The organism is Flectobacillus roseus, assembly GCF_030056595.1.
Taxonomy (GTDB): domain Bacteria; phylum Bacteroidota; class Bacteroidia; order Cytophagales; family Spirosomataceae; genus Flectobacillus; species Flectobacillus roseus.
The window spans coordinates 171,885-193,956 of sequence record NZ_JASHIF010000009.1; the positions used below are offsets into that span (position 1 = coordinate 171,885).

Sequence of the window (22,072 nt, forward strand, 5' to 3'; positions counted from 1 at the left end):
CCTAACATTTTCGATTTTTTGAACATAGATTTGAGCCATGAATACACTTATTGGCACCAAGTCTATCAATGGCAAAAGTAATGCGTCTGGGCTCCGACAGCTCAGGCTTATTCTTGTTGAGAGGGTTCGTGGAATCAAGGTAAATAAAGGCTTATGGAATATTCCAATGGGAGGAATTGAAGTCACCAGTGCAAGCGATGTGGTTAGCATTCCTTTTGTGAATGGGATGTACTCCGAACCCTTAGAAACCACCGAACATGGGGAGGCTTTTAGAGGAACGATTGATATCGAAGTACCTCGTGATTCAAAAGACCAGACTATAGCCATCAACTCCTACAGAGGCAAAAAGCTTATAGCGCTGATAAAAGACAAAAACGGCACGTGTAAAGTTATTGGTACGCTCAAACAGCCTTTAAAATTGGTAGGTATCAACAAAGAATCTACCAACACCTGGCAAGTGCAGTTTTCTACACTCACTCCAGCTCCATCTTATTATACAGATGGGATTTCTCTTTTTACTGTCAATTCTCAGTTTGTCACCTTATAAATTTTTATACTCCTATGGCAATGGTAGTACGGGTAAAACCCGAATATAACGGCAAAATCGCTGTACAATCTAGCAACTCCTACAATGGGATTATCTTGAGCAACGACCTTTCTCAAGCAACCCTTGTACAAATCTACAATACCGAAGACGAGCTTCGAGACTTCTTGTACACTACGTACACAACTGTTGGAGATTCCTATGCTCCAAGTCAAATAGACCCATCATTGATTCATGCGTATGCGTCTGAGGAAATTACTCATAACCCTGCTAGAACGGACTACCCTGCTAATACTGTTGGAAAGCAGTTGAATGAAACCTCTACCAATCTGGATACGGTGGTGAAAGGTTTTCAAAGACCAACACAGAAAGTAGCTCATGTCTTGGACTTCGCTAATGCCAGAATGATTGATGCAAGCTATTTTACCAGAAATAGTATCGCTACCTACATTGATAAAAATGGAGTACTTCGTGTGGCGTCTGCTAACCAACCGAGATTTATCCATAATGCAATGACTTTGGAGTCTCTTGGCTTGTTAATTGAGCCAAGCCGTACTAACCTATTGACTTATTCGACTGACCTCAGTACTTGGACAAGAGGCGGGAGTACTTCTTATGTTGGGGCATCTACTTTATTGGGTTACAGTGCCCATACTTTTACCAATTCAGCTATTGCAAACGCCTTTGTGGCTAAAGTGGCGGCTGTAACATTTGGTAAGACTTACACCTATAGTTACCTTTCTTCTAGCACGAATATAGGCTATATCAGATTGGTAAAGTCTAACGGTGGTGTGGTGATGCGTATCCTGAATAATTTCGTTATCACTCAGTTAGCTATTGGAGTTTACAAACATGAAATTTCATTTACGGTAGCAACCGATGAGGATACCGCCTTGTTACATGCTGGTCCAGTAGATAAAATAGAAACGTTTACTGTTGGAATGACCCAGTTAGAAGAGGGTAGTTACTCTACTTCATATATCCCAACCTCTGCCGTAGCGGTAACTCGTGATGCTGAGGTCTTCAATATGGCATCAAATGCTTTTGCAAAAGTATTTGATAGCTATAAAGAAGGAGCGCTTGCTTTGTCATACACTGTTATCGGAGCAAATGAATGTACTGTTTGTGAACTTAGAGGACCAGATACAACAGGATGGAATGTTGCTAGAATCGTGGCTACTCAAAGCAACTGTAGATATGACAATATCAAAGATGGCACAACAACAGCATCTATGATTTCGAATACACCTGTGGCAACACTTAACAATGTGGTTGTAAATTTTGGCTACAATGTATCCACTATGTATTTGAATGGGGCTTTAATCAACACAGATAACACTGTTGATATGCCTCAAAATATTGATAGAGTTAAAATATTCTCTCAAGGTATTTTGATTGTTAAGAATATCTATTTCTACAAACGTACCCTTTCGGATACCGAGTCAAAGCAGTTGTCCAATACCGACAGAAAGTACTCCAGTAAAATGGACTTCTCAAATTCCGCTTTTATTGACAAGAATACACTTTTGGCGGCAAAAAGCAGACAGGAATTTTCAGTAGATGGCACAGGGGCTTCAGTAACTAGAAATATCCGTAGAGGATATGATTTTACTTTTGAAATCGTGGATAGCTCTGGGTGTACCATCACCGCACAACCAGCCTCAAGCTGTACCGCTGGAACGGATAATGCACTGACCTTTACAGCACCTGTGGGTAAAACATTGACCTACGCCATTACTCCAGTATTCGAATATTAAACTTGAGCTGGCCAATGGTGCCAGCTCTATACCTTTTAATTCAACACTTATTATGAAACGTGCCACCATCAACATTGCGGTACCTTACACAGTACCCGTAATTCCGACCTCTATGCGCTACTCCCTCAAACGTGATATGTTTGAGAATGAGGGCGAAAAGTTTTGCGAAATTCAATTCGAAATCCTTTGCGAAAAGTACATCAAGATGGTTCCGAAGCTAAACCCTGAAACAGGTGCTCCAGTCTTAAAATCGGGTAAACCTGTATTGGAGGAATCCATTGCGAATTTTACTACTCCAGTAAATTTCGATAACGGGTCTAAGGTTATTCCGTTTGCGCTGTATTTGCTTATTGAACAGTACAGAGCCACCAAACAAACCGAATTGTTAGAGGCTATCAATGAGGCTCTTCAGGGCTTTGGCTTCGAAGGAAGTTTGGCAGATTTCAGACTTTCGGTTACTGATGTCGAATAGTCCATTGATTGTAAAGTATCGTGAAGCTCCCACCGACAAATCAGATTGGTGGGAGCTTTATGAACCACTGGAGGAACACTTGAGCGATGGTACCAAACTCATTATCAATGCGGGTTATGTAACCGACTTTGCTAGTGTACCCAGATGTTTGTGGTCGGCTTTTCCGCCCATCGGCAAATACAACCGTGCGGCTGTGGTGCATGATTTTTTGTATGACCTTCAGTATCGACAGAAGGAAATAGGCGAAAAAGCGGCTCGAAAGTTTGCGGACGAACAGTTCCTATTTTTGGCTAATCGGGTAGACCCCAAAAATACTTTGCGCCATTATATCATGTATTTGATGGTACGGTGGTTTGGTCGAAAGGCTTGGAGAGCATCTAAATTCTAACCTTTTGACTAAAGATTATTTAGCACAATTTCGCCCTGAAGAAAACTTAAAAGTACTACGTTTTACACCTATGTTACATTTAATCGGACAACCCCTAGCAATAGACACGTTTACTTATCTCCAATTTCTGCAATCTCACAAGGCTGGGCAGGTAACCGAAACTCGTCAGATCACCAAAGAGCCTGTCAAGATGTTTGCCTCTGCTCAAATCAATAATTATACCCAACGAGAACTTGGATGGCTTGGCATACAGACTGCCGAGGGCAAAGATGGACTAGTTGCCATGATTACCATCAGAGGCGCTACACAGCGTTATTCGGATTGGTATCAGGATGGGACAGAGTGGGTAGCTCAACAGATAGATATCTGTAACGGTAATCCCTTGGTAAACTCTATGCTCTTGCGAATAGATAGTCCCGGTGGTGCCGTGAATGGTGCTCAAGGTTTAGCAGCAACCATCCGAACATCGCCCAAACCAATCCTTGGATGGGGCTCTAATATGGCAGCCTCTGCGGCGTTTTGGTATTTGTCGCAATGTAAAGAATGCTATATCGAAAATGAGTTTACAGCCGTGGGCAGTATTGGTATTATGTCTATTTATCGTGATGTATCAGAGGCCAACGAAAAGGCTGGAGAGAAATACGCCATTATTCGTAGTAAAGGTTCGGAAGATAAAAACCCTTTGAACGGCTTGGAATCTTTTGCGGGTGAAATGCAACAAAAGGCACTTCAACAAGAACAGCAATTGGTGGATAACGCTCGTAAAGTGTTTTTAGGGGAAGTTCAAGCCAAACGTACAGGCCTAACCGAAGACCCAGGAGGCGGTATTTTCTACGGAAAAGAAGCTGTTAAAATGGGCTTCGTAGATGGGATTCTGCCATTTATGGATGCCCTTAAACGTGCCGATGTACTGGGTATTCAGTACAAACGTGGTGCGTAGCAATTAACCAGGATATTTTCATTTTTAACTATTTTATACCTATGGATTTTCAATTCAAAAAACTTCGTGAGGCTATGGGCAAATTAGTAGGTAATCCAAACCTACATGAAAGCATGGCCAAGGATATCGAAAGTGCGATGACGGCTGACGAACAGGCCGTTAAATCAATGTTGGAGGCCAACGGCTCTCAAGGAAATGCTCAAGCCTCTGCCACTACTGTAGAGGCAAATACAGGAAATGCCTCTCAAGGAACAGCTCCTACAGCCCAAACGGTGACACCAGAAGCTCAAGCTTCAGCGAAACCAACCGAGCAAATGAGTTTGGAAACAATAGCACAGCAATTGGCAGCACTACAAACTGAGGTAAAGAGCTTGAAAACAGAAAACCAAACTTTGAAAGCTGATAACAAAGAGCTGACGGAGTTTAGAACTGCTCAAAGTCCTCGTAATGTAGCCATCCAAACTGAAAACACTGGTGTACCTCCTACGAACCAAAGAGTAAGCCGTACAGCAGAAAAGGATGCGGCTCGTGTAGCCGAAATCAATCGTTTGTCAGAGGCGTATCCTGAACTAATGTCAGATATGGTCTAACATTAGTGGTATTCTGACAAGCAAGCCTTTTCAAAATAGTTTTTCACCTTTTATTCTTTATAAGCTTTATGGCTTCTTCATTTAAAATCAGTGATTTGCACGTTGAACTTCAACGCAATATCAAAGACTACACCACCATTTTTGGGCTTAAAATGTCTAATGGTTTCGACGAAAAACGTAATGGAGACTTTACGGTTATCCCGACCAAAGACAAAGTACCATTGGTGCGTGACACTGTTTCGCCAATCTTACAACCTGGGCGTACAGGATCTACCAATTTTACCAATGATGTTGTTTCGTTAAGTAGCCGTATCGGTGAAATCAAACCGTTTAAAGCCGATTTGAAATTGGACGAATTAACATTGTATGCTTGGTCAAAATCATATTTGGCAAACAAAAAACCAACCGATCCAACGGATATCTACTCTTTTGAGGCAATGAACTACTACATGGGTAGAATCTATGCTCGTTCGGGTGCCGATATGACCAATGCCTTGTACAAAGGTGTGTACAATGCGGCTGGTGGCGTTGGTGGCGTAAACTTGTTCGATGGGTTGGGCTTTAAAGTTACCAAGGGAGTATTGACCGTAGGTAACGGCGGTATTGGCGATATTCCAGTAAGCAATATGGTAACGGCAGCGGCTACCATTACTCAAGCGAATATCTTGTCCGAAATCCAAAAGATTGTGGATGCCATTGTAGGTTCTGAGGTACTTCAGGAGTATGTAGAAGAGAATGCGACTTATTACATGCCATTCAAGCACTACGCTATGATGATTAATGCTGTTTCGGCATTGCCAATTACGGCAGGTAACCAAGTAGTATTTAAGGATGGTAACAATTGGAAATTGGTATTATTGCCAAACACCACTATCAAATACCGTCCAATGTTCAATGGTACCGACAAGCACCTTTGGACGCCTTCAGGTAACTTGTTTTATTTGGCTCCTGAAGGTGCGCCAGAAGACGTGGCATCGATGGAAGTCGAAAAGGCAGACCGTGCCATCAAGATTTTCTTGGACGGCGAAGGCGGCGTGGACTATGCCGATGGTCGTCTGATTGTGATGAACTCCAAATAATTAGTTGCTCTAGGACGAAAGGCAACCCTTGAAAAGCGATTTTCTACACTGGGCTACCGAATAAGTAGCCCACAAATTCAATCCATACAATGAAACAAAAGCTTTTAATTTTTGCATTTAGTGTCATGGCTCTTGCCCTTGGCCTTGACTTTATGAGTACTACCAATCCTATCGAGGGTCTTTTGGCGGTTGGGGCTGTTACTTCGGCTATGGCTCAAGCGAGTCCCGTGGGGCTATCTCCTTCTTGGCTTTTTTGTCTTTCGCTTACCACCGTCAAGCGTTCGCCCTGTAATAAGACCAATCCCGGTGGAAACAAAAAATGGTTGGCAGCTAGTTGCGAAGACTTTACCCGTGCATGGCCAGAAGAATCCGACGTGGATGCCAATGGGTATTTAACTGGAACGATTCCCCTCAAGCCAGGAAAGGCTTTTGCAGAAATTGAGTTTACCGATAAAACCGCCAAAGCAGACTACGCTAAGGAAGGTGACGAGGGACACCAATCTTACAAGCACATGGCCGAAAGTAAGGTTTCGGGCTATGGCTCAGAACAATGGTTGGCTTTGCGTAAGTACCTAAATATGCGTTTTGTGTTGATTGCCAAACATGGTGATAATCAAATGGTGGTGTATGCGCACTCTGAAGATGGTTTTTCGATGAAAGAAACCCATACTACTGGGCTAAAAGGTAGCGACAAGCGTGAATTTACCCTAAAGATGGAGGTTGATGGCTTGAACCTAGCGCCTCCGATTTTGGGGCCAACTGTCAACGTACCTGTATTGGTATAGGTGTTTAACCTTTTAGCATTTTAAAAGATGGCTCTAAAAAAATATAAACTTGTCAACTTACCCGAAAAGGGCAAGCTCAAGTTTGAAAGCAGTATCGGAACTATTGTTCTTGACCCTGAAGAAATGACTGACGAAGAGGCTGAGCGTCTTCTTAAGACCAAGGATGAAAACATCCTTCAGTATATTAAGGAAGCTTAGTAAATCGTTGTCTATTTGGGGTATCCCACCCTATTAACACTTTATCAAAATGAATATCAAGGAAATTGAAAAGGCGGTGGCAGATGTAGCCAAAGCCCAAAAGAGCTTGGAGAGTGTCTATGGAAGAGAGTTTGCGGTATCATTGTTGGCATTGGCTCAGAACCAATTAAAGCAAACCAAACTGCATCTGGAATCGACCAAGATATATGAAGGCATGAGCGATGAGGAAATTGAATCGCAAAAAGCTGAAGAGAAAAGGCTAGAACAAGAACAGCTTCAGGAAGAAATGAAGCAGCGTTTGGAAGCGATGCGACCAACTACCACAGCTCAAGAAGAAACACAGGTACAGGAAACAGCTCCGCCAACTACCACGGCTCAAGAGAAAACATCAGTACAGGAAGCGACTCCACCAGCTACCACAGCTCAAGAGAAAAAGCCAGTACAGGAAACAGCTCCGCCAACTTCAGAAGCTACAGCTCCTGAAGGAGACCCACCAACAGGTGAAAACCCAACACCTCCTGAAGCTCCAGCAACTCAAGCATAAAATCAAAACCTAATAGGCTATACGCTTGTTAGGTTTTTTTGTTTGTAAAAAACAGAAACCTTGTATATTTGCAACGCTAACATTATTTACATTTTCGAAATATCTCCAATCGGCAAGGTCTTGCCGATTGGCTTGCCGTTGTAAGTACGGTGATGGAGGTATTTCGGTACTAATGTTAGCAGAGACCAATCGGCTTTTTTATGATACCTGCTCCAGAACATTTCGATAGTTTAGAAGACCACCTAGAAAATAGTGGCGTTTCGGTATCTACACTACAAGAAGCCCTTATTTCCTATCTAGCCCAAAACGACTACGTTGTATCTGAGCACTTCCTAATTGACCCTACTACCGACCATCAAGCTGTATATTATCGCCAAGTCATAACCGAATTTTTAGAGGCTATCGGTGGCTCATGTGAGTAGGGACTTAGATTTTTCTATACTATGAATCTTGACACCGAAATCTTGCAGGCCGAATTGGCACTGAATCTCAAAAAAACTTTATTCAAGGCAAACCGCTGTACTCAGTCCGAAATAGACCAGGCTACGGATCGTCTCAATACCTTGAGATTGGCAAAGCAAGGATATCCATCTGAACAGACCGCACAAACCCCTATTACTCAAGCGCCCAAGCAAGCAGCTTTGGAGGTGCTTCCATTGGTGGGTACGTCTTATCAGGAAACTCAAGCAGCTTTGTCCAAGCAAGCCAAGCAGCTTAGCGACGAACAGGCTATAGCCAGTAACCAACTGGTGGCAGCCTATCAACAGGACTCAAAGCAAAATGTGTACGGCTTAATGCAAAATGCCTTGACTTTGCGCAGACAAGTAGAGGATGTATGGGACAAAAAGAAATTCTTGGAGCGAAACGGTTATTTACCTCAAGAGCCTCAAGCACCTGTTCAAAGCAGCTCGGAGCCGCTCGAAAAATTTGAACTCCAACAAAAGCGTAAACAAATCAGAGACCAAATCCTTAAACTAGAAAAAAAGATAGCCGACCCCACCAAGCACGTGCGCTTTCATAAAGTAGAGCAAAAAATGATGGAATGGCAAAAGCAGCTTTTGATTTATAAGGAGGAGTTGGAGAGAATTACTCAATCATAAAAACAAATCCAAAGCATGAAAGAAATATATATTAATCCCGAAAACTTAACGGCCGAAATTACTTACACTCAAACCAAAACAGATGAATCTGGTATTATAGTAGATACCATTATCATACCTGTAATATATTCACAAGAACAATTTGATACTGAAAATATAACCCGGATCGACTACTATATTAATGAGCATATCAAAGATGATAATATCAAAATATACGAAGACCTTTGTTATAGTGTTGGGAAAATTAATCGGTTAGCAGAAGTTAACTTTGATAGATTAAGGAGACTTATCAATCAATATTTTTTGAATCGGAAATACAAAAGTTTTTTTAGAAAGCGTGATAAAGCAACACAAGAAATTGCTAAATACAATGTATTACACAATTTTAACAAATTAACTTTTAGGCAGCTATTCAATATTTTGAAATACATAATCGAAAATGACAGAAAATTCCAGAGTATTGCTGAATTTGAGACTCTGGAAAAAAGAGAAGCTTTTTTTGAATATTATGATAGATTTATAGCAAATAGAAATATTTTCACTCATGGAATAATATTTATCTCACTTCCGGACATGAAGATAATGTGTAGAGCCATCGTAAATAATTCTGAGGTTTACCGAGAAATAGATGAAAACTCAATAGTAAGCACACATCAAGTATACCATTTATTAGACCGTGTAATTGGTCAAATGTTAGAAAAGTTAATATAATGTCAATATGTCTACACCAACAAAACTAGAATGGCACGTTGAGCGTATCGCCTGGCGTGATATGATTCCTTACGAGCATAATCCTCGTAAGATGTCCGTAAAGACCAAACAGAAGCTTCGTGAAAGCTATGAGAAGTTTGGCGATGTCGAAATCCCTGTACTGGATTTCGATAATATGATTATTGCTGGTCACCAGCGTCACTCTGTAAAGATAGCCACTGGCTTCGGCGACGAGCTGGCAGACGTTCGTAAACCAAACCGTAAGCTCACCGAACAGGAGTATAAGGAATATAACATTATTTCGAATGCCCTTAAGGGTGATTTTGTTGGCGAAATGCTAGCAGAACATTTTGCTGAAGTAGTGGAGCTGGAGGATTATGGTATCCAACTCGATGCCATCGCCAAGATTCACGAGAAAGAGGCAACTGTTGATGCTAAACCCGAACTACCCATTGTGCAGAAAATGTCAGAAAAGTACACCGCTTTTGTGATTGTCTGCACCAACGAAATCGACGAGAACTTTTTGGCAGAACGTTTTGGCATCGATAGGATGCAATGCTATAAAAGCTCAAACGTTGGGGTAAGTCATGTGTTGGACGCTAAAAAAGTCATTGAGCTATGGAAGTAAAATTGGTTATTCCATCCCACAAACGCTGGGAACGTGTATTGACTCACAAGGCTGTAGACAATACGATTTTATGCGTAGAAGAATCTCAAAGAGAACTCTATCAAGAACACCACCCCAACACCGAAATAGTTACTCATCCTGATTCGGTAAAGGGTCTGGCACTCAAACGAGACTGGATTATCAAACACTTTGGCAGCGTCTTTATGCTCGATGATGATATAAAGGCCATGCGTAGAGTGTACAGTGAAAAGGGTGAGAAAACCAATGTAGAACCTGAAACAGCTTACGATATTATCCAAATAACTGCCCAAGCTTGTCGAGAAGCTGGGTTTTATTTGTTTGGGTTTTCCAACGCTCCAAGCCCCATAGCTTTTGACCCGTTTAATCCGATTCAGCTCAAAGGCTATTTTACAGGTTGTGCGCACGGCGTGCTAAGTGGCTCAAAACTTTGGTACAATCCTGATATCATCTGTAACGAAGATTATTGGATCTCCTGTCTCAATGCCTACTATCACCGTGGAGCCTATAAGGACAGCCGTTTTTATTTTGCCCAACAAGATACCTTTGTCAATAGAGGTGGTTTGGCAGAATTCAGGAACATCGATGCCGAAAAAAAAGATTTCGAGTACTTACAAAGTGTTTTTGGAAAAGAAATTGTTACTTTAAGAAAAAGTCCTGGCAAAGGACATGAGTACCAAAAAAGTTTGAAATTACCGTTTTAATCAAAAACCTTTATAATGGAACTAACGAGTTTTCTTGATAATTTAAAAGTTATTGACCCAGATATTAATTATTGGTTTGTAAGGACTGACAGTGGATATCATTTTGAAACATTTTATAATAATGGATTTATAGGTATAGGGTGGAATTTCATTTATCACGAAGACTTGATATTTCTTTCACCATCTGAGGTTCAACAAAAAATTGCACTTGAAAAAAAATACGACTTAACTAAATCGAGAGGAAAAAGTAAAGCAACTCGCGATTATAATAAGCTCATGAGATTCCACAACTTAAATAAAGGGGATGTGGTTATTATTCCAAGTCATTCTTCATCCAGATTGGCATTTGGTATAGTTGCCGATGACTCCATTTATACAGTACTAGATCCAAACGATGATTGTGAATATTTGAAAAGAAGAAAAATTGATTGGGTTATTGTAAAACCCATGTCGGAACTAGAGTCTAAATTCTACGAAATAAAGATTAGTCAACATTCGATAAGCCAAATAACCAAATATGCAAATTATATCGACAGAGTGATGTCTTCATTTTATTTCAAGAATAATACAGGAAATTTTGTATTGCATGTGAATCAAGAAGGTAATATAAATCTGAATGACTTGTTAGAGTTAATGCAACAAAATAATTCCTTACTTCAAACAATTAATGATTTTTTTGAATTGGGTGAGAACATTGACGAAAGTTCAATTAAAGTGAACCTACAATCAAAGGGTACAATTACTTTTAATGTTCCAGGAGGAATAAGTTTGGCAACATTATGTTTAATTATTACGTTGTGTAGTTGCGGAAGAGCTGACGATACTCATCATGAAGTTAACGGTAAGCCTGTTTCAAAATTTGTCGAAATTAACAAGGCGTTATTAGATTCAACAGTACACTCTTACAAAAAGAATGAGGTAATTCTTGACAATATTGAAAATGACAAATTCAAATAGTTATGGAAGGAATTTTAAATTTTATAACCGGTGAAAATCCCAACAAGTTTTCCTTAACCCTTGGGTTAGTAATGATTGTCTGTGCAATTTTTTACCCTGAAGACAAAAAAAATCAGAATAAACTCCAAATAGTAGAACATAATACAAAAATTGAACTGTTAAATCTCCAAATTCAGAACTTGAGTGATGAGGTAAATAAGATAACAACTAAAACAAATGAAATTAATTTAGAATTAAGTAAAGTTAAGAACCGCAATTCCAAAAAGTTTCTGAAATTAAAAAATCAATTTTATGAAATAAAAAAAAAATCGCAACTTAATAAAATATTAATTGATAGTATTTCAGTCAAAGAAATAGAGCTAAAAGGTAATAAACAAAGAATTATTGAGCTTGAAAGCCAAGCAGAGTCATTTGGGAGATACTCCACTTTTTTAATAATTTTAGGTACTATTTTTACTATTGTAGGTTTTTATGGATGGGTTATTAAACCCCTATTACAGAGAACTCAACCTTAAAGGATTCTTGCCAAAATAACTGCCTCAGCCTGCCATAATAGCAGGCTTTTTTTTTCTGTAATCCGTTCTGTCGGGAGATTTTTACAGTACAATAAATCAAACAATTAACTGTAAAATCATACAATAATGAACACTCAGACGACGGAAATCAAAGACAAATCAAAGGTTCAAACTAACCTTGAGCGCTACATCCAAAACACTGGAAAAACCGAAGCGGAATACAAAGCTTGGGCTACACAGGTAGGTCGCAAAATGCACATCAATACCCTCGATAAATTGATTTGCGCTACCATGAATATCTACTCAGTTTCGCACCTCTCCTACCTTACTACCGAAATCAGTGATTTAATGTCACAGGAACAATTAGCAGATTATTTGTTCGAACATTCTCAAAACCCTTTAGAAATTGCCCAGCTCTGGCAATCTGCCAAAACTGAGGAAAATGCTTGGCTCGATAAAAACAGCGTTATCAACGAGTATTTAAAACCATTCCCAAAAACTGATTTCGAACGTTGGGGCGATAAGAATTGGTTAGCCGATGTATCAAAGTCTTGGTTTAACAAAGAAGGTTTAAACCTCGATGTTCAAATCCAAGAAATGAACCACCTGTACGAGCTTGAAATTAGCATCGATGATGCATTGGAGTTTGTCAGAATTTATCGTCGTAATACCTACAGCTCACCAGCGGCACAGAAAGTTAAAGCCCTAGAAAATCGCTTTAAAGAACTCACATCCTTTGCGCTAAAAGACTACTACGCAGAACACCTGATTAAAGCCAACACTTTTACACAAACCATCCAAACCGAAGACGTACCATTCTAAGACCAAAGCCCCTCGACCGAGGGGCTTTTTTATTGCCCATGAGCCTCATTCAAGACGTCCCTAAAGAACTCAAGGAGTTTGCGGAAATACTCGACAAGATTGCCTACCGTCACAGTAGCTACAACGAAGTTTTCAGTGATTTTTTAGATTTTACCATTGCGTGTTTTCTCACCACTGGCGACAAAGAACTGGCCAACCGCCTGCAAAAGAAGTACGGTGCAGAATATAAACTATTCAAAGAGCTCCTTCAAGCCTATATGTCCTGCCAATATGGTTGTATTCATTCTGATATCGACTGGTACGATACCCTGGGCATTATTTACGAAACCATAGCGAGCCGATGGAAGTCCTCAGCGATGGGGCAATTCTTTACACCACCATCTATTGTGGATTTAATGGTAATGCTCAAACAAACTCACACTACTGGTCAAAAGCAGAAAGTTCTGGATCCATGTTGTGGCTCAGGAAGGATGTTGATTGCTTCACACGCTAAAGCTCCAGGGAATTTTCAGTTCGGTGCAGACATTGACCCTATTTGTACCAAAATGACCGCCATCAATATGCTAGTACATGGTTGTGTGGGTGAAGTTTCGTGCATGGATTCTATTGCATACGAATGGCGCTTTGGTTACAAAATCAATACCTACCTCAACAGCATAGGGCATCCAACCCTGATAAAAATCGAAAAATTCGAGGATAGTTACTTTTATGTAAAACCGACTAAAGCCCAAACCAAGGTAGCACCTAGAGGTGAATTTGTACCAGCGAAAACTGAAGCGAAGGTTTTAAACAACGGGCAAATGAGCCTTTTCTAAACCATTGAAAATCAGTATTTTATTTAAAAAAATAAATGGGAAAACGCTTTTTATATCCGTTCTGTCGGGAGAAATTTACATCAGTTAAAACAATATAATTAACTGATAATCAATACAATAATGAACAAAAAAGACAGTAAAACGTACGACTTCCAGAAGCTAATGAAGCGAGCTTGGAAACTATTTAGAGATGGGCTAATCAGCTTTTCGCTATCCTTAAAAGTAAGTTGGCAAATCGCCAAAAATCTACTTACTGAATCTCAAGTTTACAAATCAATGAAAGGAGGCAGAAAATGATGAAGCGCAGAGATTTCGAAAAAATGTCACCAGCAGAGCAAAAGTTATTCCTAGAGCTTGTGGGAAATTATCAAGTAAAAGTAACCAAGCGCAAATCAGAGCAGAAACGTAACAGCGATTTGCCACTTTTTAAAAAGGACGAACAAACAACACTATTCTAAAATCAAAAAGCCCAAGGGACGAGCTTGGGCTTTTAATTACTGTAAAATACATTACAATAATGAACAGCTCAAATTTAAACCAAAAAGCTAGAAATATCAAAATTTCTAGGCGATATGTACGAAGCCGTTGGAAAGAAAGCCGAGTACCAAAGATTGTGATATCGGGTGAATATCTCAGAGAAGCAGGCTTCAAAATCGGCGAAACAGTCAACATTTCATTTGAAAAATTAGAGGGTGGTCATGCCCTAATCAAGATTGCAACAGTATGAGTCAACATAAAATAACAACCAAGAAAGGCTATGAGGGCAGTGAAGTAATATCTGCCCTCCAAAAATGTATCAGAAGAGGTTTGGAACGTGAAGCTTTGTTCTGGGCAGTGGAGCTCTATGATAGCGGTTACGGAGAATGGTGCTTTAAGCGTCTCAGGATAATGTCAAGCGAAGATATAGGACTTGCCGAACCAAATATCTCTTCAGAGATTTGGGCTTTATACGAAATGTATCGCGAACAAGCCAAAAAGAAAGACGATAAGAACGAGCCACAAAGGCTGTTCCTAACCCATGCAGTAATCAAGCTCTGTCGAGCCAAAAAGAGTAGATTGATAGATTGGGCATTGATATGGGCATGGCTCACTCATCCCTTCAGAAGAATACAAGTCCCAGACGTCGCCCTGGACAAACACACCGAACGAGGCAGAAGATTAGGGAGAGGCTTCGGTCACTTTTTCGAAGAAGGAACGCTACTAGAACCCCACGAACCACAGCTAAGCGAAGAAGCCTATCGAGACTTAGCAAAGGATGCCATTGAGAGTAAAGGTGGTGGGTTGAAGTTGTTTGAGTAAATTTTATTCAATAACTTTAAATAAAAAATTACGATGGAGGAATTAGTCTTATCTACAAAAACCGATATTATAATCGATGTTTTTAATTTTTTTACTTCAGAAGCAAATAATCCACAACTCTTTGAAAGGATAAAAGCTTATGTTTTAACAGATCCAATTGCTAAATTAAACATTAATTACGAAGCAAGATTAGCGTTTGGGTATTTCAGTTGCTCAGACTATATGCACTACGTATTTAATTGTTACGAAGAAAAAGATAGAATCAAATTATACCCAAATGGAATCCCCGATGATTTAATAAATCGGATTCTAAATAGATTTGAATCTAATCATATAATTCAAATTACAGATCACTATAATATGACTCCTAGAGAACGATATTATAAAGCTTGTGTTCCTATAGCTAAATTTCTCAACGATAAACACATGCTACTTTCAAAAGTTCTAGGATTTAATTATGTTGCAAAAACGTATAATAAGTCCGTTTTTAAGATTGATATTAAGGATGATGATTCTAACACTAATATAGGAAATGCCTTTTTGTGTACTTTTTTAAATAAAACCTTTTTAATAAGTAATTTTCACGTAACTGGTTCTAAAATATCCAATTTTAAGGTTTTTGATATTGATAATCATGAATACACTGTTAATAACCTGATATATTGTGAGAAAAGAGATTTATCTATAGTTAAATTAGACAGTTATGGTGATGCCGTAGCTTTTAAACTTAGTAACGATTTAGTTTTACTTTCAGAAATACTTACAATAGGATACCCTCCTGTACCATTCACAAGAGATAGCTATCTACTTCTTCATAAAGGTGAAATAAACAGCATTGTCCAGACATACAATAATCTTGACTTTTTTATTTTTAGTGCAAAGACAAATCCAGGGAATAGTGGTGGCCCTGTTGTTAATAGTTACGGAAATGTTTTAGGAATCATTACACAACAATTAGAAGAACAAGAGTGGTATAAGAACAGTAAACTACCTTATTATGCTGCAATTCCAAGCAAGATCATCATGGATTTTATTTCAGAAAAATTCAACTATTTGTAAGTATTAAATATTGTCCTATATCATTTACAAAGTCCGTCATACATTTATGGCGGACTTTTTTATTACACCTATGGAAGAACTTCAGAAAAAAGAACAGAGTCTGGCCAAAACTCAAGATAAGCTAGACAAGTACAAAGATTACCTACTAGGTAGAGGCAAACTCTCTCCGTCAGAGCAAACCATGCTCGAAAAATACCGTAAAGCCTTTAGTTGGCGTTGTAAAGGGTTTTCACCTCAACACGTAAAACAGATGCTCATGCAAGATGATGGTACTCAGTATGCCCAAGCAGCTAGAATCCTTCAAGAAGCAACAGAACTCTACGGGCGTGTTGAGGAAATAGACAAGGAAGGTACCAAGCGTATTTTAGTCGAAAACCTCTATATCGCCATGAGTCTTGCCATCAAAGAACGTGATGCCCATGCGGTAATTGCTTCGGTAAAAGAAATTGGTAAACTATCCAATGTTTACTCCGATCAACCACAGCTCAACCCTGCCGATTTGATGCCAAAACGCCAAATTGTCTTCAATCGGGTAACGGTAAACAACAACTATCAATCTACACCAGAAGAAAATGCAGACACAATCGAACTTGAGTAATACGTCCGAAATCCTGCTAAATAACAAACAAGCGGACTTTCTGGAAGCCTTTCTCAACAACCTAGCAGACACACCCGACCCCAAAGACCCACGAGGTTGGGGTTTCACTGGTGGCTGGCGTGCTACCGCTCAATGTGGTCGTGGGTTTGGGAAAAGCCATCTACTCTGTCATATTATTGCTCTATCTGCCAGTGAGCTGCCAGGCGCACGTGCGGGATTGGTGGGTTTAACCCTGCGCCAAGTTTCTGATATCATCCTGAGCCAATCGGCTGAAGTATTCAAAGCTTGGGGATACGAAGAATACAATTCAAAGACAGGTACTGGTTGCTACACCGTCAATCAACGTCCACCAGAGCATTGGCAAAAAGCCAAATATCCTCTTCGAAAATATGATAACTGTATTTGTTTCGCCAATGGATATACCGTCGATTTCTTATCTGTAGGACAAATACAAGCCAAAAGAGGTACAAGCCTTGACCAGTTATTTATTGATGAATCAGCAACCATCAAAGAGGAAATCTTTAATAAAGTCTTGCGTCCAACAGTAAGAGCAAACAAATACGCTTACCAAGACACAAGACCAGAAAGGAAAGGCTTTAACCATCCGCTACACTGGGCAATTATTGATTTTACCTCTGCTCCTTGGCTCGCAGAAGGAAGATGGATTTACAAAACTGAAGATTTGGCTCAACAAAAACCCTACAAATATCACTATATGCAGGGTTCAGCGTATGACAATCTCATGTTTTTACCAGGGAATTATATCGAAGACCAAAGAGAGGTTTTGGATCCACTCAGTTTTGATGTCGAGATTTTGAATAAAAGAAGAACAAAAAATCCAAACTCTTTTTATTCAGCCTTTTCGGACAGACACGTTTACATGGACTATGAAAGGCTAGATTACGACCCCAATAGACCTCTGGAAATTAGCTGGGACTTTAACGCCAAATTTACTTCAGTCTCTGTTTGGCAAGATTTCGGCAATGAATTTAAGTGTATCGATGTGCTTTGGGTCAAGGAAGCTCCAGACGGACTCTTAGTAAACAAGCTCACAAATGACCTTATTACGAGGTACAAAAATCACCACAATAAGCGGGTTGTTTTATATGGTGATAATGGAGGCTCTAAAAAGGACGCTAATAGAAAGCCCTATTTTGAGGATATAAAAACGGCCTTCCGTAAGGATAAATGGGTGATATTTGATGAGGTACAAACAGGGTATCCACCTTACAACATACGCTATAAGCTAGTTAATGAGATACTAAAAGGTACTATAGCAAAGGTACCTACCATCCTTATCAATGGCTGGTCTGCTAAAGCCATGGTTATGTCTTTACAAGATGCGCCAATTGTTGGAGACAACTTTGAGAAAGATAAAAGCTCTGAAAAGAAAGACATTCCTCAAGAGTTCGCCACACACTTAAGCGATACATTCGATTATATTATGTTTAGAAAGTTCTCAAAATATCTTTCCTACATCAGCGCCAAAGCCAGACCCTTCCTATTCAAGAAGGCGAGCTAAATTTTTTGGCGTTACTCAGTTACAGGTTTCATATATTCCCAAAAATCTTTTTGGCGCACGCCATTTTGTCCCTGTGCGAGCATGGAATTGTGAAAAGAGTAGAATTTTTAGCCCCATACACGGGGCTAAATTCCTGACTATCAAGTTTATCACCCTTTTGTAGAGTAGAATTCCGCTCAAATCCTCCCCTATTTCGCCCCTAAAAGTTTTGTCCTATGATTTTTTTGATTCAAATCCCAACTTTGAATCATCAAAACGGCATTCGTATGTATTTCAAAGATGCTTATCATCAGTACCAAATGGCGGGAAAAGGCTCAGGCTTCCCAGACACTTTCGATTTGATTTATACCAAAGTCGATGGAACATTTGGAGAAAAAAAGGGCTGTAGTAGAAGACCCTCAAATCCAAACCCTGATAGTAAAAGAGATTTAAGCTCTATCAAACATGAAAACCGTGTAGCTGGGAAATGGTATTTATGGCACCCCACTGTCGGAAAATTCGAAATTCATGCCTGTGGCATTATTGCCTTCAATGGCGAGTCTATTGACCATCGTTTTTAGTTGTACACCTATGATAAATTCAGTCGGGAAAGCTGTATTTAGCTCCCATGAAAGAAAAGCTACTGTCAATGTTGGAACTCGTTCGGATTCCAACGTTGGCAATGGCTCAACTCAAGTAAAGAAAAACGTCAAGGTTGGCGAGAAAAGCTATCAGATATTTCCCTGGGGAATGAACAACAAAAAGCCCAATGAAATGATGGACTTGCTTGCCTCCAATAGCGACTTAATCAACCTACTGGAAGCTAGAAAGGACTTTCTTTTTGGTGCAGGTATTGGAGTTTTCGAGCAAACTTTTGATAAGGGAACGGAGATTTTAACCCCGATTGAAACGGAGAAATATAAAAAACTCCATGATTTTGTCCAGAAAAACGACCTCAGCGAGTTCAACGAATCGGCTGGATGCCATATAGTAGATACGGCAAACCTATTTACTAATGTGAGCATTGAAAAGGATAAAGTCCCGTTAATCACTGCCATTGACCCGCTTTTGTGTCGGGCAGACAAGGAACTCAAATTGGGAGCTGTCCAAAATTATCTGATTAGTGGAGAATGGGCGAGTAATTCACAAAAGGATATCATCGCCACACCTTCCCTCAAGTTGGATACTGACTTGAGCAAACAAGGTGAGTATATCATGCACGTGAAGCGAACCCAAACAGGACAATTTTATTACAGCTATGCGACGTGGTGGCCAGTCCAAAAAGCCATTTCCATTGCGAATCGTCTTTGGGATTTTCATATCAATGGGCTAGATACCCAGTACAACGCTGCCAATATCGTTCGTGTTGCTAGTGAGTACTTTAGCAAGTTCGGCGCTGAATATGAAGGTGGTGAAGATGCCTTTAGAGAGGAGTTTTGGGAAAATGTAGATTCGCTTTTAAGTGGAGAACAAGGCTCAAACCGAATGCTTGCTGATGAATGTGCCGTGGGGCCCGATGGAAAGTTAACCCCGTACATCGAGATTGTTCCCGTAGAACGTGGTATTAAAGGTGACGAGTATCTCAAGCTGTACGAGATTGTGATGTTAGCGATTTCAAACGCCTCATCAATATTATCTAACATTGCAGGGGTTTCCAATGGTAAGGTAATGGGTGGCTCAGGCTCGGAACTTCGTGTTTCGGCGGAGTTCCAACAACAGTACCGAACTCCACGCGAACGCCAAATGATTCTGCGAGTACTCAACCGCAAAATCAAACCTGTGTTGGAATTGCCCAACAATGTAGTTTTTGCTTATAAAAATATCATTCTGCAAACCTTGGATGTAAACCCAACGGGAACGCAGAAAACCACCTCAAACGCCTCTTAAGATGGTAGCACAAATTATTTGGATTGTGTTAAGAATTATAATCCTTACGGTCATTTGGATAGGAACACGAGTACAGGTAAAACGTGGTGACATTTCCGTAATCAATGCGGCTGGTGTTATTATGGGTACTTGCGTCTACTTTGGGATTGACCTTATCTTATTATTATTTGGTGGGTTCTTCGATAAACTATTTTAATCATGCTAATCAAATCCACACAGGAAATGAGGGCATTTTTAGGAAGAGCCATTTCCTCTGATTTCACCTTTGATTCTTTAAAACCATACCTTGAGCTGGCGCAACAAGATTACTTGGTCAAAGCTTTGGGAGCTGAATACTGGGCAATTTTGGAAGCACAAGCACAAAATAATGAGGCTAACCCAATATTACCGTTTGTCCGCAGAGCTTTGGCATTTTATGCGTATCACAAGTATTTGCCCTACTCCATCGGCTTGGATAGCGACAACGGTTTACAAGAAACCGAATCCGATAATACCAAACCTTTGAGAATCGGGGTACTTGAAAAACGCCAGAGAGAAACGATTGAAAACGCCTCGAATGCACTAGAATCAGTTTTACTGGAGCTTTTCAAGAATAAGACTACTTACCAAGCTTTTTGGACTACTCCTTACGGCTTATCGCTCAAAAGTGTTTGGTTTCCAACTGCCACCCATCTTACTGATGTATTGCCCTTGGTAGGTGGTTCGTATAGGATGTTCGTTAGTATCAACCGCTACTTTGTTTGGGCTGAGGTATCCAAGGTTTTACCAGTGGTGGGAGCGGCGACTTTAGCACAAATCAAACAAGCGCATATCAACAACGCCACCGATGAGGTATTGGTCAATGCTTGTCGATTACTCAAGCAATATATCGCTTGGGCAGCGTATGAAGAAGCCTTACTTTTTTTGAATGTGGTACAGCTCGGCAATGGGTCCTTGAGAGTCTTGAGTGAGTTTGACGGTATCAACAACACCAAAGCACCCGATGAGAAACTTTGGGCAGAATACAAACGGGGTATTCAAAACCGAACCGATGGGGCGTACAACGATTTGATAGGCTTTTTATCGAAGAATGTAACAACCTTCGCCGATTTTGCGAATCAACCAGCGTACAAGCCAGAACGTGGGCGACTACCCGACAACAGCAAGTATAAATCAATTTTTAGGATGAAATAGTAAATTTTTCTACACCATGTTTAAAAAACTTATTGCCCTGTTCTCCCTAGTTTTATTATTAAATCTCAATGGCTTTGCCTCTGTTTTTGACCTGTATTTTCCTCGATTGATTCAAGCTGAAGGATATTACTTTGTCATGGTTCAATACGATAAAGGAGGTGCCACCAAGTTTGGAATCACCTACGCGGTGTACAAAAATTGGTGCAATCGTACTACACTAATTCTTATCAGTTGCGATAAAGACAAAAACGGTAAACTGGAGGTAAATGATTTACGGATAACGACCCTGCTCGATGTCAAGCCGATTTATCTTACTCGATACTGGGAATTCCATCGGCTTAGTGAAGTCCATAACCAAGGAGTTGCCGAAATCATAGGCGATATGATAATCAACTGCGGGACTGGTCGAAACCACGTACACGTCAAGACTATCCAAAAATATCTCGGTCTAAAGGCGGATGGTATCATTGGAACTAAAACCCTTGAGGCCATCAACAAGGCTAATCCTTCAAAGCTTTATAAGTTCATTTACCAGTATCGATCCAATTATTACAAAAAGATAGGGGTAGGTACTCAACGAAAGTTTTTAAAAGGCTGGTTAAACCGAATTTCTACACTAAAAAACGCTCATACCGATGAAAATTACATTGCTCTTTAGCGCCTTTATTTTTTGCGCTTTTACCTTTTTCGGTTCGCTAAATGATACCGTAAAAAGCACTAATCCTCACAAAGATTCTGTCCAAAAAATTACCCAAATCGCTACGATTCGTAAGACTATCGACAGTATCGACACTCATTCTGAAGGGCTTTGCGATACCTGCGTGGCAGCCTACAAAACGGTAATTATCGAGAACCGTTTATTGGCCAAGCGTATTTCGGAGCAAAACTATGAAATGAGTAAACTCATTGAGCAAAACGATGCCATACTCAACCGCAAGCGGATAGCTAGGCGTTAGGGCTCAAACTGTTCCATCTTTTAATCCTATTG

Annotated in this window: 31 protein-coding genes; all 31 read left to right on the plus strand. The window is 40.0% G+C overall.

Annotated features, from left to right (window positions below; genetic code table 11):
• Positions 1-37: 37 nt before the first annotated feature.
• Complete coding sequence (locus tag QM524_RS11610; RefSeq protein ID WP_283344719.1) at positions 38-547, plus strand: hypothetical protein; 510 nt, start codon at positions 38-40, stop codon at positions 545-547.
• 14 nt (positions 548-561) lie between these two features.
• Positions 562-2,301: a phage head spike fiber domain-containing protein gene (locus tag QM524_RS11615; RefSeq protein ID WP_283344720.1), complete on the plus strand. Its 1,740-nt coding sequence runs from the start codon at positions 562-564 to the stop codon at positions 2,299-2,301.
• Between the two features lie 52 nt (positions 2,302-2,353).
• A complete protein-coding gene (locus QM524_RS11620) occupies positions 2,354-2,773 on the plus strand; it encodes a hypothetical protein (protein WP_283344721.1) in 420 nt (139 codons plus the stop codon).
• Positions 2,763-3,161, plus strand: coding sequence for a DUF1353 domain-containing protein (locus QM524_RS11625; protein WP_283344722.1), 399 nt, complete (start codon positions 2,763-2,765; stop codon positions 3,159-3,161). The genes QM524_RS11620 and QM524_RS11625 overlap by 11 nt, the downstream gene beginning before the upstream one ends.
• A 70-nt stretch (positions 3,162-3,231) precedes the next feature.
• Complete coding sequence (locus QM524_RS11630) at positions 3,232-4,101, plus strand: S49 family peptidase (RefSeq protein WP_283344723.1); 870 nt, start codon at positions 3,232-3,234, stop codon at positions 4,099-4,101.
• A gap of 41 nt (positions 4,102-4,142) precedes the next feature.
• A complete protein-coding gene (locus QM524_RS11635) occupies positions 4,143-4,691 on the plus strand; it encodes a hypothetical protein (protein ID WP_283344724.1) in 549 nt (182 codons plus the stop codon).
• Positions 4,692-4,759: 68 nt separating this feature from the next.
• The gene (locus tag QM524_RS11640; RefSeq protein ID WP_283344725.1) at positions 4,760-5,770 is read left to right on the plus strand and encodes a hypothetical protein; all 1,011 of its coding nucleotides are present in this window, start codon (positions 4,760-4,762) and stop codon (positions 5,768-5,770) included.
• A gap of 89 nt (positions 5,771-5,859) precedes the next feature.
• Entirely contained in the window at positions 5,860-6,555 is a 696-nt protein-coding gene (locus tag QM524_RS11645) for a hypothetical protein (RefSeq protein ID WP_283344726.1), read from the plus strand.
• Positions 6,556-6,582: 27 nt separating this feature from the next.
• Positions 6,583-6,753, plus strand: a complete 171-nt coding sequence (locus tag QM524_RS11650; protein ID WP_283344727.1) for a hypothetical protein — start codon at positions 6,583-6,585, stop codon at positions 6,751-6,753.
• Between the two features lie 49 nt (positions 6,754-6,802).
• Entirely contained in the window at positions 6,803-7,297 is a 495-nt protein-coding gene (locus QM524_RS11655; protein ID WP_283344728.1) for a hypothetical protein, read from the plus strand.
• Positions 7,298-7,497: 200 nt separating this feature from the next.
• Positions 7,498-7,719, plus strand: a complete 222-nt coding sequence (locus QM524_RS11660; RefSeq protein WP_166549098.1) for a hypothetical protein — start codon at positions 7,498-7,500, stop codon at positions 7,717-7,719.
• Between the two features lie 21 nt (positions 7,720-7,740).
• Entirely contained in the window at positions 7,741-8,397 is a 657-nt protein-coding gene (locus tag QM524_RS11665; RefSeq protein WP_283344729.1) for a hypothetical protein, read from the plus strand.
• A gap of 15 nt (positions 8,398-8,412) precedes the next feature.
• Positions 8,413-9,108, plus strand: coding sequence for a hypothetical protein (locus tag QM524_RS11670; RefSeq protein WP_283344730.1), 696 nt, complete (start codon positions 8,413-8,415; stop codon positions 9,106-9,108).
• Between the two features lie 7 nt (positions 9,109-9,115).
• On the plus strand, positions 9,116-9,736 hold the full coding sequence (locus QM524_RS11675; protein ID WP_283344731.1) for a ParB N-terminal domain-containing protein: 621 nt from the start codon (positions 9,116-9,118) through the stop codon (positions 9,734-9,736).
• Positions 9,727-10,458, plus strand: coding sequence for a GREB1-related protein (locus QM524_RS11680; protein ID WP_283344732.1), 732 nt, complete (start codon positions 9,727-9,729; stop codon positions 10,456-10,458). Before QM524_RS11675 ends, QM524_RS11680 begins: the two co-directional genes overlap by 10 nt.
• Positions 10,459-10,473: 15 nt before the next feature.
• A complete protein-coding gene (locus QM524_RS11685; RefSeq protein WP_283344733.1) occupies positions 10,474-11,415 on the plus strand; it encodes a hypothetical protein in 942 nt (313 codons plus the stop codon).
• A gap of 2 nt (positions 11,416-11,417) precedes the next feature.
• On the plus strand, positions 11,418-11,930 hold the full coding sequence (locus QM524_RS11690) for a hypothetical protein (RefSeq protein ID WP_283344734.1): 513 nt from the start codon (positions 11,418-11,420) through the stop codon (positions 11,928-11,930).
• 126 nt (positions 11,931-12,056) lie between these two features.
• Positions 12,057-12,752 carry a hypothetical protein gene (locus QM524_RS11695; RefSeq protein WP_283344735.1) on the plus strand — a complete coding sequence of 232 codons (696 nt, stop codon included), beginning with the start codon at positions 12,057-12,059 and terminating at the stop codon, positions 12,750-12,752.
• Between the two features lie 38 nt (positions 12,753-12,790).
• Positions 12,791-13,567 carry an N-6 DNA methylase gene (locus QM524_RS11700; RefSeq protein WP_283344736.1) on the plus strand — a complete coding sequence of 259 codons (777 nt, stop codon included), beginning with the start codon at positions 12,791-12,793 and terminating at the stop codon, positions 13,565-13,567.
• Between the two features lie 293 nt (positions 13,568-13,860).
• On the plus strand, positions 13,861-14,025 hold the full coding sequence (locus QM524_RS11705) for a hypothetical protein (RefSeq protein WP_283344737.1): 165 nt from the start codon (positions 13,861-13,863) through the stop codon (positions 14,023-14,025).
• 59 nt (positions 14,026-14,084) lie between these two features.
• The gene (locus QM524_RS11710; protein ID WP_283344738.1) at positions 14,085-14,294 is read left to right on the plus strand and encodes a SymE family type I addiction module toxin; all 210 of its coding nucleotides are present in this window, start codon (positions 14,085-14,087) and stop codon (positions 14,292-14,294) included.
• On the plus strand, positions 14,291-14,866 hold the full coding sequence (locus QM524_RS11715) for an AAA family ATPase (protein WP_283344739.1): 576 nt from the start codon (positions 14,291-14,293) through the stop codon (positions 14,864-14,866). Before QM524_RS11710 ends, QM524_RS11715 begins: the two co-directional genes overlap by 4 nt.
• A 33-nt stretch (positions 14,867-14,899) precedes the next feature.
• Positions 14,900-15,925 (plus strand): S1 family peptidase, encoded by a 1,026-nt coding sequence (locus QM524_RS11720; RefSeq protein ID WP_283344740.1) that lies wholly within the window; start codon positions 14,900-14,902, stop codon positions 15,923-15,925.
• A 70-nt stretch (positions 15,926-15,995) separates the two neighbouring features.
• Positions 15,996-16,523, plus strand: a complete 528-nt coding sequence (locus QM524_RS11725) for a hypothetical protein (protein ID WP_283344741.1) — start codon at positions 15,996-15,998, stop codon at positions 16,521-16,523.
• On the plus strand, positions 16,498-18,045 hold the full coding sequence (locus QM524_RS11730; RefSeq protein ID WP_283344742.1) for a hypothetical protein: 1,548 nt from the start codon (positions 16,498-16,500) through the stop codon (positions 18,043-18,045). Before QM524_RS11725 ends, QM524_RS11730 begins: the two co-directional genes overlap by 26 nt.
• Positions 18,046-18,260: 215 nt before the next feature.
• Positions 18,261-18,605 (plus strand): hypothetical protein, encoded by a 345-nt coding sequence (locus QM524_RS11735; protein ID WP_283344743.1) that lies wholly within the window; start codon positions 18,261-18,263, stop codon positions 18,603-18,605.
• 10 nt (positions 18,606-18,615) lie between these two features.
• A complete protein-coding gene (locus QM524_RS11740) occupies positions 18,616-19,911 on the plus strand; it encodes a hypothetical protein (protein WP_283344744.1) in 1,296 nt (431 codons plus the stop codon).
• Between the two features lies 1 nt (position 19,912).
• Complete coding sequence (locus tag QM524_RS11745; RefSeq protein ID WP_166549113.1) at positions 19,913-20,107, plus strand: hypothetical protein; 195 nt, start codon at positions 19,913-19,915, stop codon at positions 20,105-20,107.
• Between the two features lie 2 nt (positions 20,108-20,109).
• Positions 20,110-21,084: a DUF6712 family protein gene (locus QM524_RS11750; RefSeq protein ID WP_283344745.1), complete on the plus strand. Its 975-nt coding sequence runs from the start codon at positions 20,110-20,112 to the stop codon at positions 21,082-21,084.
• Between the two features lie 16 nt (positions 21,085-21,100).
• The gene (locus tag QM524_RS11755) at positions 21,101-21,742 is read left to right on the plus strand and encodes a glycoside hydrolase family 108 protein (RefSeq protein WP_283344746.1); all 642 of its coding nucleotides are present in this window, start codon (positions 21,101-21,103) and stop codon (positions 21,740-21,742) included.
• Entirely contained in the window at positions 21,720-22,040 is a 321-nt protein-coding gene (locus tag QM524_RS11760) for a hypothetical protein (RefSeq protein WP_283344747.1), read from the plus strand. The genes QM524_RS11755 and QM524_RS11760 overlap by 23 nt, the downstream gene beginning before the upstream one ends.
• The last annotated feature ends 32 nt before the right edge of the window (positions 22,041-22,072 follow it).